At 40.3% G+C, this 16,758-nt stretch carries 18 protein-coding genes; 17 read left to right on the top strand and 1 reads right to left on the bottom strand.

The features are described 5' to 3' along the window. Positions 1-34: 34 nt before the first annotated feature. From HMPREF0766_RS02280 to HMPREF0766_RS02290, 3 genes are all read left to right on the top strand, one after another. The gene (locus tag HMPREF0766_RS02280) at positions 35-928 is read left to right on the top strand and encodes a BT_3044 domain-containing protein (protein ID WP_002993311.1); all 894 of its coding nucleotides are present in this window, start codon (positions 35-37) and stop codon (positions 926-928) included. 13 nt (positions 929-941) lie between these two features. Beyond that, complete coding sequence (locus HMPREF0766_RS02285) at positions 942-2,216, top strand: BACON domain-containing protein (protein WP_236590560.1); 1,275 nt, start codon at positions 942-944, stop codon at positions 2,214-2,216. 313 nt (positions 2,217-2,529) lie between these two features. Then, positions 2,530-3,084 carry a hypothetical protein gene (locus HMPREF0766_RS02290; protein WP_037459858.1) on the top strand — a complete coding sequence of 185 codons (555 nt, stop codon included), beginning with the start codon at positions 2,530-2,532 and terminating at the stop codon, positions 3,082-3,084. A 4-nt stretch (positions 3,085-3,088) separates the two neighbouring features. On the opposite strand, the gene HMPREF0766_RS02295 is transcribed toward HMPREF0766_RS02290, so the two are convergent. Next, positions 3,089-3,427, bottom strand: coding sequence for a YdcF family protein (locus tag HMPREF0766_RS02295; RefSeq protein WP_002993316.1), 339 nt, complete (start codon positions 3,425-3,427; stop codon positions 3,089-3,091). A 143-nt stretch (positions 3,428-3,570) separates the two neighbouring features. Here HMPREF0766_RS02295 and HMPREF0766_RS02300 point away from each other — a divergent pair, with 143 nt between their 5' ends. The 14 genes from HMPREF0766_RS02300 (at position 3,571) to HMPREF0766_RS02365 (ending at position 16,755) form a co-directional block, all read left to right on the top strand. After that, positions 3,571-4,197, top strand: coding sequence for a hypothetical protein (locus HMPREF0766_RS02300; RefSeq protein WP_236590559.1), 627 nt, complete (start codon positions 3,571-3,573; stop codon positions 4,195-4,197). Between the two features lie 132 nt (positions 4,198-4,329). Continuing rightward, complete coding sequence (locus HMPREF0766_RS02305) at positions 4,330-4,905, top strand: hypothetical protein (protein WP_002993320.1); 576 nt, start codon at positions 4,330-4,332, stop codon at positions 4,903-4,905. 553 nt (positions 4,906-5,458) lie between these two features. Then, a complete protein-coding gene (locus HMPREF0766_RS02310; RefSeq protein WP_037459514.1) occupies positions 5,459-6,493 on the top strand; it encodes a S66 family peptidase in 1,035 nt (344 codons plus the stop codon). Positions 6,494-6,648: 155 nt separating this feature from the next. Continuing rightward, positions 6,649-7,032, top strand: a complete 384-nt coding sequence (locus HMPREF0766_RS02315) for a hypothetical protein (protein WP_002993325.1) — start codon at positions 6,649-6,651, stop codon at positions 7,030-7,032. Positions 7,033-7,166: 134 nt separating this feature from the next. Next, entirely contained in the window at positions 7,167-8,705 is a 1,539-nt protein-coding gene (locus tag HMPREF0766_RS02320; protein WP_002993327.1) for a sulfatase, read from the top strand. A 42-nt stretch (positions 8,706-8,747) separates the two neighbouring features. Further along, entirely contained in the window at positions 8,748-9,359 is a 612-nt protein-coding gene (locus tag HMPREF0766_RS02325) for a HEAT repeat domain-containing protein (protein WP_002993329.1), read from the top strand. Between the two features lie 248 nt (positions 9,360-9,607). Further along, entirely contained in the window at positions 9,608-10,306 is a 699-nt protein-coding gene (locus HMPREF0766_RS02330; protein WP_002993330.1) for a response regulator transcription factor, read from the top strand. Next, a complete protein-coding gene (locus tag HMPREF0766_RS02335) occupies positions 10,290-11,672 on the top strand; it encodes a sensor histidine kinase (protein WP_002993331.1) in 1,383 nt (460 codons plus the stop codon). The genes HMPREF0766_RS02330 and HMPREF0766_RS02335 overlap by 17 nt, the downstream gene beginning before the upstream one ends. A gap of 79 nt (positions 11,673-11,751) precedes the next feature. Beyond that, complete coding sequence (locus tag HMPREF0766_RS02340; RefSeq protein WP_002993332.1) at positions 11,752-12,957, top strand: porin; 1,206 nt, start codon at positions 11,752-11,754, stop codon at positions 12,955-12,957. A gap of 46 nt (positions 12,958-13,003) precedes the next feature. Then, a complete protein-coding gene (gene ureA, locus HMPREF0766_RS02345; protein WP_002993333.1) occupies positions 13,004-13,306 on the top strand; it encodes an urease subunit gamma in 303 nt (100 codons plus the stop codon). An 18-nt stretch (positions 13,307-13,324) separates the two neighbouring features. Further along, on the top strand, positions 13,325-13,696 hold the full coding sequence (ureB, locus tag HMPREF0766_RS02350) for an urease subunit beta (RefSeq protein ID WP_002993335.1): 372 nt from the start codon (positions 13,325-13,327) through the stop codon (positions 13,694-13,696). 20 nt (positions 13,697-13,716) lie between these two features. After that, on the top strand, positions 13,717-15,573 hold the full coding sequence (ureC, locus tag HMPREF0766_RS02355) for an urease subunit alpha (RefSeq protein WP_002993336.1): 1,857 nt from the start codon (positions 13,717-13,719) through the stop codon (positions 15,571-15,573). Continuing rightward, complete coding sequence (locus HMPREF0766_RS02360; RefSeq protein ID WP_002993338.1) at positions 15,573-16,103, top strand: urease accessory protein UreE; 531 nt, start codon at positions 15,573-15,575, stop codon at positions 16,101-16,103. Before ureC ends, HMPREF0766_RS02360 begins: the two co-directional genes overlap by 1 nt. Further along, positions 16,069-16,755 carry an urease accessory protein UreF gene (locus tag HMPREF0766_RS02365; protein ID WP_002993340.1) on the top strand — a complete coding sequence of 229 codons (687 nt, stop codon included), beginning with the start codon at positions 16,069-16,071 and terminating at the stop codon, positions 16,753-16,755. The genes HMPREF0766_RS02360 and HMPREF0766_RS02365 overlap by 35 nt, the downstream gene beginning before the upstream one ends. Positions 16,756-16,758 lie beyond the last annotated feature (3 nt).

Raw genomic sequence — 16,758 nt, forward strand, 5'->3', positions numbered from 1 at the left:
CGTAAGGACAACGGAAGACCATAACGAAATATTTATGAAACAAAGTTTGATAGCAATACTTGCAATTTCGATCGTATTTGCTTCCTGTAAGGACAATGAAGTGTTCGAAAAGGAAATGTACAAAAATGAAGTAGCGTTAATCAGTTCTGATTATCACAATACCTTTAAAGAAGTTGTGCAGCTGACGGGTGAAGAGGTTATAGGATATGTAGCGGCATCTTCAGGAGGTACTCACGCACCGACAAAAGATCTGATTATCGGATTGGAAGAAGATTCAGCTCCTCTGGCAAAATATAACTTTGCAGTGTATGATAATGCAGAAGATCTGTATGCCAAATTACTACCTAAAGGAAAATATGATATCATGGATGATAAGATCGTGATCAAGGCAGGTGAACTGACCGGACGCACGATGATTAAATTACGTCCGGACGGATTATCTCCGGACTCGACCTACTTCATCGGACTAAAAGCAACTAATGGTTCCGGTGTGGAAATTAAGCCTACCAAAAGTACCATGTTGTATCAGGTGATTATTGAGAATGAGTTTGCATCGCAGGCAAAAAATTCAATGTATGCTATGGTCGGTTTTGCCAACGGTCTTGCCACAGCAGCAAATAAGCAGTTGTTTCCATTGACTACCAATAGTGTACGCATGGTGGCGGGAAGTGAAACCTTTGTCTCCAAGGTTCCTAATATTGAGAAAAATTGTCTTATTCTGGAAATGGACGAATTTAACAATGTGACCATTAAGCCGTACAAGGACATCAAGATTGTGCAGTTGAATAATGACCCGGCTTATCCCAATAAATTCAAAGTAGAAGAGTCTTTCGGTATGCGAACCAATGTGTTTCTGTTGTCTTACCAATATACAATAGGGAATGTCACGACCGTAATGAAGGAACGTGTAGAGATGCAGGTAAAATAAAAATATGAAACTCATGAAAACGAACAATTATTACAGCCTGAAGGCTCTGCCAAAAGCTATAATGGCCTTTTGTCTTAGCTTAACCATACTCTTTTCGTCCTGTAAAGATGAAAATGAAATAAACAATTTTTTAACACTTAAAGATAATCCTTCCAAAATGGAGGCCGCTGCAAACGGCTCATCTGCAACCTTTACCGTGCAGTCTGGAGGCAACTGGAAAGTTCAGCCCCTGCGCAAAGAACATTGGTTTAAGATAGATCCGGCAGAAGGAAGCGGAGATGGTACTTTTACGGTGACGGTAACTAAAAACAAGGATCAGGAGGTTCGTACGATGACTTTATTTTTTACGGTCAACGGACAGTTGCAAAGCAATGTGCTCAAAATTGAGCAGGCTGCAGCTACAACCGGAGAACAGCAAAAAGATCCTTACCTGAAAATTGATGGTATTTCGGAGAAGTTAGATGTTCCTGAAGCTGGTCTTACGGGGAACTATATTCTTCGTTCCACAGGAAAATGGAAAATAGCCCCTGAAGAGGGAGCGGATTGGCTGGAAATCTCTCCGGCAGAAGGTTCAGGTGATACACCTGTAACCATCCGGGTCAATAAAAATACAGATATTGAACGTACCGCAAATCTGCTCTTGTTTCTGGATGATGTACAGCAAGCCACTCCATTGACGGTTTATCAAAAGGGAGTGAAGTTACAGGTCGAGGGAGATGTTGTGTTAAATGAGAATTTCAACTGGTTAACGTATGGAAGTGAAATTTTTAGTGTAACCACCGGCGAAACAAGGATTGGCTCCTGGACTTCGGCCGAAGTCGCAAAAGGCTGGACAAGTACTGTCAATACGACTGAAGGAGGAGGAAGTTATGCTTCTATCTATGCACGTCCGGGGTTTATAAAATTGGGCCGGACGAATTACGGAGGGGATCTTATTTCTCCGAAACTTGCTAATGTACAACGCACAAAGAACCTGCTGGTGACGTTTAAAGCTGTGCGCTATGCCAGTGGTGACCACAATGTCCTTACTGCAGGTGTCAAAGGACCGGGAAAAGTGAGTGTAAGTGAGTTTAAAATCAACAATACACCTGCTACCAACTCCAATCTGGAATCTAGCCGGGCTTCCTGGAAAGCCCCCGAAGCAACGTATTCTTTTGTGATTACAGGGGCTACTTCCGAAACCCAGTTCTGGCTCTTGGGCGGCGCTTTTGACCAGCGTTCCGGTAACTGGCCGTCTACCGTAAACCGTATTTTTATTGATGATATCTTGGTTACGGTTACGAAATAAACAATGCAAACACATGTCTGATACGTTTTCAAAGCGGGAGACATGATTGAAAAGCTCTGACTTTCGTCAGAGCTTTTCATTTCTGGTCGGATGAGAGGGTGAATCTTGTCTATCGAAAACGTACGCTTGTGACACAATGGTATAAAGCTCAAGCACCGCTACGCTAATGCTTGCGCTATAAGAGGACTATAAAAGGTAACGCAAGTCAAAAATTACGGACTATCATCATCCACAGAAACAGAATTTTTGAGCATTTTTTGTAATTTAGCACACCTACAGAGGTTTTGCCTTAATGTTATTCAACAAACTATTAATGAAGAGAAAAATTAAAGATTATAGTATTCAGTTTATTAAAGAGATCATCCCTGTAATTGCAGGTATTCTGATCGCGCTTTTTATTGATAACTGGAATTCCGAACGAAAAGATAAAGCCTATATTAACCAGATATTTTCAACTATCCGGAGTGAACTTGTAGAATCTAAGGAAGATATTAAAGCGATTATTCCTAAACAAAGATCTTTAATCGATTCACTGGACTTTTATGCGAATAACAAGGATGTCGCTGTTTTGGATATTGTTATGCGATCCAAAGGAATATATATTCCAAAAGTTAAAATCAATGCCTGGAAATCTGTTTCTAACACCAAAATTGATTTAATCGATTATAAGAAAATAGCTACACTCTCCAATATTGAAGAATTAAAGCAAACGTTGAATGATAAGAGTGATTTTTTAATGGGTTTTCTGTATTCAAATATAAATCAGACAGATAAAAATACAAAGCAGACATTTAAAATGATCATTATGGATATTATTCAAACCGAAAAAACGATACAGGATCATATTGAAGTATTTGAAAAGGAATAAGGATTTATTGCTCATCCATTTCTTCATGCAGTTTTTTTACAGCACGCGTTTCATGTTCGATAAGCGGTATCAGTTCTTCTTCTGACAAAGAGGACGGAGCTGGCATAAACAGGACTTTAGACCCATCAGTAAACCGTCTGTATAGTATTCCGGCTCTTTGCATATGAAAGTCTGAGGTTATCACAACCAGAATATCAGGATTCAATTGTGAAGTCAGCTCTTTGGACAATTTAAAATCCTCTACAGTGTTTGTAGAAAGAGGCCCGTCTAAGATTGCAGTGTCAGGTATTCCTTTATTAACCAGATACTTCCTTGAATAGAAATAATTCTCTGGCGCAAGCATCCGCTTGTGCCTCCAAAATAAAAGCACAAGTAAGCTAAAAGAGGTTATCTTATGTCTTAAATGTAATAAAATATTGTTATATTCGGGTTTGTTGATTTTTATTTTTGATTATGGCTTTTGAATCTCTGTTTAATTGTAGAAGATTGTTATTATACTACGTTGCTGTTGTTTTTTTATTTCTTTCAGCCTGTTCTAAAGATACAGTAAAGCCAGAAACGGATAATAAGAATACAGATATTCATAAATATGAAATTCAGAAACTCAGCTATTTCCTCTCAGAAAACGATAAAATAGATACTGTAAAAGTTGGCTTTGCTGCTGAAGAGTTTAGTAATCCGTCTGCTGTACTTATAAATGTCTGGCACAAAGAAGTATTTGAGGATCTTGTCAAGACTTCCGTTTTTCAATTTGATAAAAATGGAAAAGAACTGCCCAAGGATTTTGATAAAGCATACTTTGAGGTGAGTGTACCCGAAATCTATTATGGTGACGGTAGATTTAGTTACTATACAGATCGGTTTTCACTGACAGATAGTTTACTAACAAAACCGTACAACCACCAGATGTCATTCTCCATGGGACTTAATATCCCGGCAAAATCAAAGCTAATTCTTGAAAAAACCATTGATAGGTATAATATTACCTGCTCCTTTGAATTAATCGTGAGAAATAAAAAATCAGGCGAACTATTTACGTTAAACGGAAAATGGAAAGGAGTTTTGCGTTATACCAATGAAAGTTTTAAAGTCAGTCAGAAAGATTTAGATTAATAGAAATTCACCCTTTTATCATTGTATACGCTAGCATCAGCTTGTGAGCAAAAGTAAAACAGGGTTAAATTGGATTATATTAGCAACCAATTGAATAAAAATAAAGACTGAAATAACTTATTTACATACTGAATGACACTTCTTTCGCTCCAGATATTATTCTTTTGTTTAATCCCGATAGGGGTTTTTATTTTAATCCGGGGCATACAACTAATCCGTAAAACCTTTAATGGTAAGATTGTACTGGAAATTCCGTACGTACAAAAAGCCGGAACCTTTGCAGTTACAAAAGCCGGAACCTTTTCTGTTTGGCAAAAAGGAGAAATATTTAAAAGAACACCCGTTGACAAATTCAGACTGCACATCTGTGAGAAATCAGAAAATCAGGAAATAAAATTAAATCCTTCATTACTGAGACCGCAAACAAATGATTTTTCGACCGGAAGAATGGAACTGTACCGGTTTTACGCTCCGGTTGGTAGCTATAGCGTAGAATTGAACGAAGGCAACACTGTATCCAACTTTGAAAGTGCAGTAACAAATGCGATCCCTCTTCCATCTGCTGACTTATCAAAGTATTCTATTCAAATAAGAGAATCACAATCGCTAATAGCCACTATTGTCGCTATTCCCATGATATTACTGGGTATATTTGGAACAGTTGGCGGACTTGTGTTAGGATTGTTAGCAGATCAGATACTAAAATAGCGTCACAGATTTTATGTCGGAAATAGAACCTGTCCTTCTCCGGCGCAAGCGTCCGCTTGTGACCTAAAACACAAAAAGTACAAGCACCGCTACGTTAAAGCTTGCGCTGGAAGAATGATCTTTAATAAGACGCTAAAGCTTCTCCGGCGCAAGCGTCCGCTTGTGACCTAAAACACAAAAAGTACAAGCACCGCTACGTTAAAGCTTGCGCTGGAAGAATGATCTTTAATAAGACGCTAAAGCTTCTCCGGCGCAAGCGTCCGTTTGTGACATAAGACACAAAAAGCACAAGCACCGCTACGCTAAAGCTTGCGCTAGAAGAATGATCTTTAATAAGACGCTAAATCTTCTCCGGCGCAAGCGTCCGCTTGTGACATAAGACACAAAAAGCACAAGCACCGCTACGCTAAAACTTGCGCTGGAAATGATTAATCTTTAAGGAGGCGTTAAATATTAAAAACCAACTACAACTAGTCTCTTGCACTTAAATTATAGTAACTTTACTGTTCATTACCTGCAAATTTCATATTGTATGCATAATAACGAAGTGCTTATGAAACTAATTGCTCCGAAAGCGCTGTCAAATGGAGATAAAGTTGCCACTATATCAATGTCATGGGGTGCTGCGGGCGAATTACCATATCGATATCTGAAAGGTAAGGAGCGCCTGAACCAAATTTTTAATCTTGAAGTTACCGAAACCAGACATGCATTACGTCCGGCCCAATGGATTTATAATAATCCGGAAGCGAGAGCTAACGATTTGATGGAAGCCTTTTCAGATCCTTCCGTCAAGGCTGTTATCTCAAATATTGGCGGAGATGACAGTATACGCATGCTAAAGTATATCGACCTGAATGTTATCAGAGATAATCCTAAGATATTTCTGGGGTTTTCAGATAGCACCATCACCCATTTTATCTGTCTTAAAGCCGGTTTAAGTTCCTTTTACGGAACGTCGCTTTTAGTTGGTTTTGCAGAAAATCAGGCCATGCATGACTATCAGATCAAAGATCTTCGGAAAACATTGTTTTCATCTTCCGCTATCGGGCAGATCCATCCCAATAAGGAAGGTTGGACAACAGAATTTCTGGATTGGTTTGATATTACACTGCAGGATGTAAAGAGAACATTATCTCCTGTTGATGACTGGAATTTTATACGAGGAACTACTACCGTGCAGGGTCGGTTGATCGGAGGTTGTATGGAGGTGCTGGAAATGCTCAAAGGAACCGATTACTGGCCGGCTCCTGAAGTATGGAAAGACAGCATTCTGTTTTTTGAAACTTCAGAAGATAAACCTAAGCCTGAATATATCAGATGGTGGCTAAGAAACTATGCCGCTACAGGAATACTCAAAAGCGCTAAAGGAATTATTTTTGGGAGACCTTATGACAATCTGTATACAGAGCAGTATGAAACCGAAATTTTGAAAGTACTGGATGAAGAGGGACTTTATGATATGCCGGTCATTACCCGTATGGATTTTGGTCATACCTGTCCTACTTTTACTATTCCTTACGGAAGATTAGCGGAGATCAATTGTCTGAATAAAACATTCTCGATACTGGAAAACGGCGTGAGCTGATCTCCATTGACAAAGAAAAGGGACATCATAAAAATAAAGAGCTTTTCCTTTATTTTGGCTTCTAAATGCCTTCGGAAATCCCTTTTTTATTTAATTTAGCAAACGTACTCAGCATGTATATGCCCATACCAAGACAAAAATACCTGAAATAAAAAATGAAATTCAAATCGCTTTCACAGACAAAGTATGTATGGATAATAATAATCCTGCTCTCCATCGTTGCCATAATATTTAAATCCAGCTACAGACAATATATCTATGCAAACCAGATCAATGATTTCGGAATTGCTGACGCTTCACCGAATTTTTTTGCAGGACTTATTCTGGTGATCTTCTATTTTACACAATACCAGAAAATAACCTTACAAAAGCACGCCATATTTACAGCAGTAGGACTTATAGGATATGAACTAATTCAGGGAACTGTTTTCAAAAACAACTACTTTGATTATAAAGATATCATCGCTTCTATTCTTGGAGCCTTTGCAGGCTATCTTGTATGTTCAGGATTTAAGTCATTCCCGGAGAATGAAAAGTAATTTTTAACTCCGGCAACCTGTAGCACCAGGAGTCTGTGAAAGGTCAACCCGCATTTGGAAAATTAATGTATCTTGCATATACGAAATTCGAAGTATCAGTTTATTAACACTATTTGATCAAGATTTCACTACTTATGATAAGATCTTACAGCACAAAGTTAGCCTGGACTATTGTTTTATTATTATGGGTCTGGAGGGCAGAAGCGCAATCCTTACCGCCCAATATTGTTGTCTTTTTTGTCGATGATCTGGGTTGGCAGGATATGTCTGAACCTTTCTATAAAGAGGTCACTCCGATAAATAAAAAATTTCATACACCAAATCTGGAAATACTGGCCAGAGAATCCGTGAAATTTACGAATGCTTATGCCACTCCTGTGTGTACCCCGTCACGTGTCAGTTTTCTGACAGGCTTAAATGCTGCCCGTCATCGGGTGACCAATTGGACACATCCTGTTGCCAATCGTCCGACTGATAATAAGGATGAAGTATTGTCTCCGCCGGACTGGAATATCAATGGCTTAAGTCCTGTACCGGATATTGAACATACCGTGTTTGCGACCCCATTACCGAAGCTGTTACGTGATCAGGGCTATTTTACCATTCATGTTGGTAAAGCACATTGGGGATCAGCCGGTACTCCCGGTGCCAGCCCGTTAAATCTGGGATTTATGGTAAATATTGCAGGGCATGCTGCAGGCCATCCGCAAAGCTATTATGGTGAACAAAATTATGGTAACCTCCCGGGCAAAACGAGTTATCAGGCTGTTCCTGACCTCATGGAATATTATGGAACACCTACATTTCTCACAGAAGCACTTACCAGAGATGCACTAAAGTCTTTGGAAGAGCCTCTTAAAAGAAAGCAGCCTGTCTTTTTAAACTTTTCCAATTATGCTGTTCATGTCCCTATACAGGCAGATCCCCGTTTTGTACAACGCTATCTGGATGCAGGGCTGGATAGTACGGAAGCGGCATATGCTTCTTTGGTAGAAGGGTACGATAAGAGTATAGGTGATATCGTCCGGTATTTAAAGGAGCATGATGCCTATGATAATACCGTTATCTTATTTGTCAGTGATAATGGAGGATTAAGCCTTACACCTGCGCGTTCAGGTGAAATTCATACCCAGAATCTGCCTTTGCGTGCCGGGAAAGGGTCGGTCTATGAGGGAGGTATAAGAATACCCTTGCTGATCAAAAATGTAAAGAGTCGTAAACCGAAAGAGGAAGATACACCTGTCATCATGGAAGATTTGTTTCCGAAAATACTGGAGATCGCAGGTGTACGGAATAGCAATATGGAACAAAAGCAGATAGACGGCCGGAGTGTATGTATTTTGCTGGAAGGTAAGGCCGATAATTCGTGGAAAGACAGAAATCTGATCTGGCATGTGCCTAATAAATGGATCAATACAGACGGACCCGGAATAAATTTTTTCTCCGCTATACGAAAAGGTGATTACAAACTGCTGTACGATATGAAAAGAGGAAAACTGGAACTTTATAATATAGCAGAAGATATAGGTGAAAAATACGATCTCAACTCAAAAATGAAATCCAAAACTATTGAATTGAGTAAGTTATTGTCGGATGAATTGCGAAATCGGGATGCGCAATTGCCTGTAGACAAACGGACAGGTCTTCCCGTAAAGTACCCGGATCAACTGTGATTTTATAATTCGTAATTTTCAAATAATAAAGGAGAGTAAATTATGCAAGAGTTTGAATTTATACAGAAATTAATAAAGACAGAACATGGATTTAAACCCTTTGAAGATGAAGCCAGAAAACTATGCGGATCGCACTCATTGGATGATTCAAAGAATATAGCTCTTGAACTTTTGAATCATGATTATTATCAGATCCGTTCTGTAGGAATCTTTATACTCGGTTTTATTGCTGCTGAAGATAAGACAGTTCTTTCTGTTTTAAAAGAAAGTGCCCGTAATGATGAAAGCTGGCAGGTTCAGGAGATCATTGCAAAAGCCTTTGATCAGTTCTGCCGGGACAATGGTTATGAACATTCGTTACCTGAGATCAAAGAATGGTTAAGTGAAAAGCACCCGAATATTTGCAGAGCAGTTACAGAAGGATTGAGAATCTGGACAAGCCGTCCTTACTTTAAAGATCATCCACAGGAAGCAATCCTACTTATCAGCCGGCATAAATCCAGTGATAGTGAATATCTTCGTAAATCGGTTGGGAATTCTTTACGGGATATCCGTAAAAAATATCCTGAACTTGTTGAAAAAGAAATTTCCAATTGGGATCTGTCAGATAGTAAAACAGCATTTACGCATAAGTATGTTCTGAAAAAACAATAGACACACAGCCAAGTATTCGTGTTAAATATTGCTGTATTAATTTTCCTGTTTTTGATCATTATGGCGTCATAATGAATGAAAAAATATTTCAGTGTAAACTGATTAATAAAATTAAATTACAATATTTGTGGTTAGGGAAATTTTCCGCCCGGAGAATCCTGCGACAACATTTTGTAAATAAGTTGTTTATTTAATACATAGCACACATAACTGTTATACTCCGGGCTTTCATTTTAACTTAAGAAGATTTGGAAATATTATTGGTAGAGGATGACAGCGCTGTAGTTTCGCTTATTCGTCGTGGATTGTCCGAATTGAATTTCAATATTTCAGTGGCACTCAACGGTCTTACTGGACTGGAAATGGCGGTTTCGGGCAATTATGACCTGATTATTCTTGATGTTATGCTTCCGGGAATGGACGGGCTAAGAGTTTGTCGCAATATCCGCCAGCAGAAGAAAAATGTTCCTATTCTTATACTTTCTGCGCTAGATCAGCCTGAAGATATTGTGGACGGATTCAAAAGCGATGCTGATGACTACCTCACCAAGCCCTTTAATATGGAAGAGCTGAAAGCCCGTGTCAGCAGATTCTCCAGAAAAATAGGGCAGACCAGCAGGGTCGAAGAAAATAACAACTTAGAGTTTGCCGATCTGATATTAGATTACAGCAGCAAGATTGCAAAACGTCAGGATGTAGATATTGCGCTGACAGCTACAGAATTTCGTCTGCTCGAATTTCTGATGAAAAACCAAAAGCGGGTCGTATCCAGGATAGATATTCTGGAAAGCGTATGGGGAATGGATTTCAATCTCAGTACCAATGTAGTAGATGTATACATCAATTACCTGCGCAATAAGATCGATAAAGGATATAATAAGAAATTATTACATACGGTAGTAGGGATGGGTTATGTTTTAAGAGAGATTGATGAGATTAAGAACTAAAATAATCCTTCTTTTTAACCTGATCTGCTGGACACTCATTATTGGGTTTGCCCTCTATATTTCTTATTTCACACGCGATAGTCTGCAGACCAAATTTTTTCACCGGCTGGAAGAGAATGCAAAAATTGTCGGAAAGCATACCGTTGAGAAAGCCGAACATATTAATGAGCTATACTATGAAGTGATGCGTCCTTATCTCCGTCAGCTGACTGAAGGAAAGGACTACATTATTCGCATAGATAAGGGCGAAAAACAAGTCAATACGAAACCCGATCTGCCTGTGCCTGCTGATTTTTATCAGGAAGTTATTTCATCAGGACAGGCGCAGTATATGGATAGAGATACGGCATATTTTGCCCTTTATTTTCAGGGGCCTCCTGCCGAAAAAGACCTTATTATTATTTCTTCAGGGCGGGACGATTACGGACTGGGTGAACAGGTCAGTCTGGACAGAACATTGATAAATGCTGGCTTGTTCAGTATAGTGATAGTAGCACTTATTTCCTATCTCTTTGCCCGGCACATTATCAAACCTATTGCCACCATCAATAAAGAAATCGATAAAATCAGCATTTCCAACCTTAACCTGAGGCTCGATAAACCCAATCAGGTCAATGATGAGGTATCCATGCTGGTTGACAGTTTTAACGATATGATCAGTCGTCTGGAGCTATCTGTCAAATCTCAAAAAAGTTTTATAGCAAATGCCTCTCATTCTTTTCGGACGCCGCTTACCATTATAAAAGGGGAGGCTGAACTTACTTTGCGCGACAAAAGTCTGGGTGAGGAATCGGTAAAGTCTTTGAAAAATATAATTGCAGAGACAGACAGCATTATCAGTATGATCAATAATCTGCTGATGATAGCACGATCCGGTTTGGAAGATAGCAAAAAGGACTACCATGTCGTACGTATGGATGAAGTGCTGTTCAAGGTGATCAGTTCCGAAAGACAGGCCGAAGACTATCAGTCTATCCATCTGGATTTTGAAGCCATGCCCGAAGACAGCGCTCTCATGGAAGTATACGGCAATTTTAATCTGCTGTTCATTGCGCTCAGCAATATTGTATCCAATGCCTGCAAGTATGGCAAAGATCTCGACGTCCGTATATCCTTAAGCTCCGTCAGGAATAATGTGATCATCAATATACAGGATCAGGGAATCGGGATACCCGATCAGGAACAGAAGTTTGTGTACGATTCCTTTTACAGAGCATCAAATGTCCAGAATATACACGGTACAGGTCTAGGATTATTGCTTGCCAAAAACATTATTGATCTTCACGACGGAGATCTGATACTCCATTCTAAAGAAGGAAAAGGAACACATGTGCGTGTGGTATTACCCGGAAACAAAACATTCTAAGACTATTCTAATCTCATTCTTATAAGTTTCTAAACTGGTAGAGGTATCCTTGTTACAATCAAGGTATCTCACTTCATTTATGAAACTTATTACATTTACAATTCTTTTTACAGGACTAATTCATCTGGTTTGCGCACAGCAAAATCGTACATCTTTGTTAAACCCTTCGGGTCAGGCAGAAAGTAAAGATGATTCCCTGCAGGCTGCAGAACCCGATCGTGCGCAACTTTTCAAGTTTGATGTCATGTTACGGACTGCTTTTGATGCAGACAATCTGGGAAAAGAAGAAGCGTTGAGCCGTTTCAATCTGGAAGAAGCCCGACTTCTGCTGCATGGTGACTATAATGATCGTTTGTCTTACAAAGTGCGTTTTCGGCTCAACAGATCTTTTTCACCTTTAGGACTCGACAATTCTTCCCAAGCGTTGGATTTTGCTTTTATAGAATACAAATTCGGCAAAAAACGCGACTGGTCCGTTACGCTTGGAAAGCAGAGCGCTATGGTAGGATCTTATGAATTTGAGAACAATCCTATCTACGAATTTATGTTTACCGATTATGTAGACCGCATATTGAATCTCTTTGTGGTCGGAGGTAAACTTGCCTATAATGTAAATCCGGATCATAGTTTTCATCTGCAGTTGTACAATACAGTCAACAATACCTTTGATACTCATCTGATAAATAATGGTTTTGTAATGGGAGATCTGAAGCGGGCCAAAGCTCCTGTAGGTGGATACTTTACCTGGGTAGGTTCATTTGCCGATAAGCGTCTTCAGACCAAATGGTCTTATAACCTGGCTCAGTTTGCGGAGGGAAGAGCTACTCAGGCTGTTTCACTGGCCAATAAATACAAGACAGATAATCAGATGATCTATCTGGACCTGCAATACTCGCATATGGGTGCGGATCATGCGCTTATTGCATCCAGAGCTATCAATGATTTCTATGCCCGGACAGGAGATCAGCGTCAGCTGGCTAAAAACGTGGTATACAAATCAGCAGTATTGCGTTATGATCAGTTTCTGGATGATAAATGGGAAGTCGCGCTGAAGGGAGCCATAGAAACTGCCGGAAGTAAAGATGACGAGACTGTCGGAAATGATTTCAGAACAAATTATACCTATTTCGTCGCCTTACAACATAAACCTTTTAAAAAACAGGATTTACGATTCTATGTAGGATACGTCGGCAATAGTGTGAAGTATGCCGATCGGATGGCTATGGACAAAACACAGTTCAATAGATTGACTGTCGGAGGATACTTTACCATCCCTGTCTATTAGAGGGTGGTCTACTAACTGAAAATCTTATTTTAATAATCAAAACAGCATGCATTTAACACCAAGAGAAACAGAAAAGTTAATGTTGCATCTAGCAGGAGAACTAGCAGCAAAGCGATTAAAACGAGGAGTGAAACTCAACTACCCGGAGAGTATTGCCTATATCAGTGCCGAACTAATGGAAAAAGCGCGGGATGGGAAAAGTGTTGCCGAACTGATGGAATGGGGCACCAGATTACTGAAAAGAAAACAGGTGATGGAAGGTGTTCCGGAGATGATACATGACGTACAGATTGAAGTTACATTTCCAGATGGAACCAAACTGGTGACCGTTCATAATCCTATCCGATAACATTAAAAAAACACATTTATGGTACCTGGAGAATACTTTTTGAAAGCTGGTGATATTAAAGCAAATGCCGGCTACAAGACAATACACGTAGTGGTGGCCAACACTGGCGATCGTCCGATACAGATCGGGTCGCACTATCATTTTTTTGAAGTGAACAAAGCATTACAATTTGACCGCGAAAAAGCCTTCGGTATGCGCCTGAATATTCCGGCAAGTACAGCGGTTCGCTTCGAACCCGGAGAAAAGAAAGAAGTCATTTTGGTAGAGATCGGCGGCGATAAAGAAATACATGGCTTCAACGGCCTGACCAATGGTAAATATACCAGTGAAAAGGTCAAATCTGCCGCAATTTCTAAAATGAAAAAACAACAGTTTAAATCATCTCAATAACTTTTTAAAAGAAACGTATTATGAGTGAATGGAATAGAAGAGACTGGATTAAGATCGTAGGTCTGGCTTCTGCAAGTATCGCTACGACTAAACTTAATGCCTTAGGTCTTGAAAAATTAGGACTTGATAAATCATCCATCCGTTATGATGAAGATGGTGCATTATACATCCCCCGACATAAATATGCCTCTCTTTTCGGGCCGACTACAGGTGATAAGGTACGTCTGGCAGATACCGAGCTGATGATCGAAATCGAAAAAGATTACGCAGTATACGGCGAAGAGAACAAGTTTGGCGGAGGTAAGACCATCCGTGACGGAATGGGACAGTCTGCACGTGCTTTGCGGGATGAGGATGTGTTGGATTTCTGTATCAACAATGTCATTATTATTGATCATTGGGGTATTGTAAAGGCCGATGTCGGTATCAAAGACGGTAAGATTGTAGGTGTTGGTAAGGCCGGTAATCCGGATGTACAGGATGGAGTTACCAAAGGTATGATCATCGGTCCGTCTACTGAAGTACACGGTGGGGCTGGTATGATCATGACAGCAGGAGGTATCGATACCCATATCCATTTTATCAGTCCGACACAAATCGAAACTGCTCTTTACAGTGGTGTGACTACCTTTATCGGAGGAGGAACAGGGCCTGCTGACGGTACCAATGCAACTACAGTTACATCCGGAAAATGGTTTATCCATAAAATGCTCGAAGCATTCGAAAATCTTCCGATCAATGTAGGTTTCTTTGGTAAAGGGAATGTGTCTACGACCAAACCCATTGAAGAACAGATTGAAGCAGGCGCATTAGGTGTCAAGATACACGAAGATTGGGGAGCTACACCGTCTACTATTGATGCCGCTCTAAAAGTAGCGGACAAGTATGATGTACAGGTGGCTATCCATACCGATACCCTGAATGAGGCAGGTTTTCTTGAAGATACTGTAGCCGCCATAGATGGTCGTGTGATCCACACCTTCCATACAGAAGGCGCCGGTGGAGGACATGCTCCGGATATTATCAAGATTGCGATGTATCCTAATATTCTTCCGGCTTCCACCAATCCGACAAAACCGTTTACAGTCAATACTGCAGAAGAACATCTGGACATGCTTATGGTATGTCACCATCTGGACAAGAATGTCAAAGAAGATCTTGCCTTTGCAGATTCCCGTATCCGTCCGCAGACCATTGCTGCAGAAGATATTTTACAGGATATGGGTGTATTCTCTATTATGAGTTCAGACAGTCAGGCTATGGGACGTGTAGGTGAAGTAATCTCCCGCACATTCCAGACCGCCCACAAAATGAAAGTACAACGTGGTCCGCTGGATCGTGACAGTGGTACCGGCAATGACAACTTCCGTGTGAAAAGATACATTTCCAAATTTACGATCAATCCGGCCAAAGCCCATGGTATCGATAAATATGTAGGTTCTATCGAACCCGGAAAATATGCCGATCTCATTCTTTGGAAACCTGAAATGTTTGGTGTAAAACCCGAAATGATTATCAAAGCAGGAATGGTTCTGGGTGCCAAAATGGGAGATGCCAATGCATCTATTCCTACACCTCAGCCAATTATATACCGTCAGATGTTCGGGAATTTCGGAAAAGCTGTGTCCAATATCTGTTTCAACTTTGTATCCAAAGTATCTATTGAAAACGGAACTATCGATTCCCTCAAACTGGCCAGAAAAAGTCTGCCGGTAGAAGGATGTCGTAAAGTGATGAAAAAGGATATGGTACATAATGATGCCACTCCGAATATTGTGGTAGATCCCGAAACATACAATGTAACTGTAGATGGCGTGTTAGCGACCTGTGAGCCTATGGGTGAACTTCCAATGGCGCAACGCTATTTTCTGTTCTGATGATTCGTGCACATAACATAGCAGGCAATATCTATGGTTCATCCCAATCGTTTGGAGGACTGGAAACCGATTATCTGGAACTGGAGTGGTATGAAGCTGACAAAGGTATTTTGCGCAGGTTTACAACCGGAGGGCGTGAGATAGGCTTTCGTAATCAGACGGCCCAATCCCTGGAAGATGGTGATGTGATCTTCAGTGATGCGTCCATATGCATTGTGATCCGGATTTTGCCTTGTCTGTGTTTAGTGATACATCCGGAAAATATGCTGGAAATGGCAAATGTTTGTTTCGAAATCGGAAACCGGCATTTGCCTGTTTCTATCCGCTCCTCATCCGAGGTCGTGATTGCTTATGAAGACCCTTTATATAGGTTATTTGTCAAGCAAGGTTATCATACCATAGTGGAGGATCGGGTATTACAGCAGACACAGACGTTGCGTATCCATGAGTGGACGCAAAAAACAAAATTTAAAATAACATTAGCAAGTAAGATAAATGAATCCTTTGTTGACCCTGCTGCAGATCAATGATTCTGTATTTCCAATAGGGAGTTTTACACATTCCTATGGATTGGAGACGTATATACACGAGCGTATCGTACACAACAGCACTACGGCACAAGAATATGCAGAATCCATGCTGAGACACAGCGTGTTTTACAATGATGCTGCATTTTTTCATCAGGCCTGGACCCTGTGTGAAGATAAGTTTAGCAAAGTTGCATTGCTGAAGCTGGATAATCTGGTTACCTCTCTCAAATCTCCTGCTGAAATCAGAGAAGCAAGCCGTAAGCTGGCTATTCGTTTTCTAAAAGTAGTAGAGAGTTTTAAGTCCGTAAAACGATGCCGGACTTATCTGGAGGCGATACAATCAGGAGAGGCCGGAGGACATTATGCGATTGCACTGGCAATGTATGCACAGTCCCAGCAAATAGCATATTCCGATGCGTTAAGTGCATTTTATTACAATACCCTCAATGGTATGGTCACCAACTGTGCCAAGCTCGTTCCCATCAGTCAGATGGACGGACAGAAAATGATGTTTAATCTTCAGGGATTGATACAGGAACTCGTCGGAAAACAAAAAAACATGGATCCTGATATGCTCGGCAACTGTTGCGTGGCGCAAGATGTACGCTGTATGCAGCATGAGAAACTTTATACCAGGATTTACATTTCATAAGAA

The sequence above is a fragment of the Sphingobacterium spiritivorum ATCC 33861 genome, from assembly GCF_000143765.1.
Lineage (GTDB): Bacteria > Bacteroidota > Bacteroidia > Sphingobacteriales > Sphingobacteriaceae > Sphingobacterium > Sphingobacterium spiritivorum.

Coding starts and splice junctions, on each gene's coding strand:
- HMPREF0766_RS02280 (WP_002993311.1), top strand. CDS start 35: ATGAAACAAAGTTTGATAGCAATACTTGCAATTTCGATCGTATTTGCT.
- HMPREF0766_RS02285 (WP_236590560.1), top strand. CDS start 942: ATGAAAACGAACAATTATTACAGCCTGAAGGCTCTGCCAAAAGCTATA.
- HMPREF0766_RS02290 (WP_037459858.1), top strand. CDS start 2,530: ATGAAGAGAAAAATTAAAGATTATAGTATTCAGTTTATTAAAGAGATC.
- HMPREF0766_RS02295 (WP_002993316.1), bottom strand. CDS start 3,427: ATGCTTGCGCCAGAGAATTATTTCTATTCAAGGAAGTATCTGGTTAAT.
- HMPREF0766_RS02305 (WP_002993320.1), top strand. CDS start 4,330: ATGACACTTCTTTCGCTCCAGATATTATTCTTTTGTTTAATCCCGATA.
- HMPREF0766_RS02310 (WP_037459514.1), top strand. CDS start 5,459: ATGAAACTAATTGCTCCGAAAGCGCTGTCAAATGGAGATAAAGTTGCC.
- HMPREF0766_RS02315 (WP_002993325.1), top strand. CDS start 6,649: ATGAAATTCAAATCGCTTTCACAGACAAAGTATGTATGGATAATAATA.
- HMPREF0766_RS02320 (WP_002993327.1), top strand. CDS start 7,167: ATGATAAGATCTTACAGCACAAAGTTAGCCTGGACTATTGTTTTATTA.
- HMPREF0766_RS02325 (WP_002993329.1), top strand. CDS start 8,748: ATGCAAGAGTTTGAATTTATACAGAAATTAATAAAGACAGAACATGGA.
- HMPREF0766_RS02335 (WP_002993331.1), top strand. CDS start 10,290: ATGAGATTAAGAACTAAAATAATCCTTCTTTTTAACCTGATCTGCTGG.
- HMPREF0766_RS02340 (WP_002993332.1), top strand. CDS start 11,752: ATGAAACTTATTACATTTACAATTCTTTTTACAGGACTAATTCATCTG.
- ureA (WP_002993333.1), top strand. CDS start 13,004: ATGCATTTAACACCAAGAGAAACAGAAAAGTTAATGTTGCATCTAGCA.
- ureB (WP_002993335.1), top strand. CDS start 13,325: ATGGTACCTGGAGAATACTTTTTGAAAGCTGGTGATATTAAAGCAAAT.
- ureC (WP_002993336.1), top strand. CDS start 13,717: ATGAGTGAATGGAATAGAAGAGACTGGATTAAGATCGTAGGTCTGGCT.
- HMPREF0766_RS02360 (WP_002993338.1), top strand. CDS start 15,573: ATGATTCGTGCACATAACATAGCAGGCAATATCTATGGTTCATCCCAA.
- HMPREF0766_RS02365 (WP_002993340.1), top strand. CDS start 16,069: ATGAATCCTTTGTTGACCCTGCTGCAGATCAATGATTCTGTATTTCCA.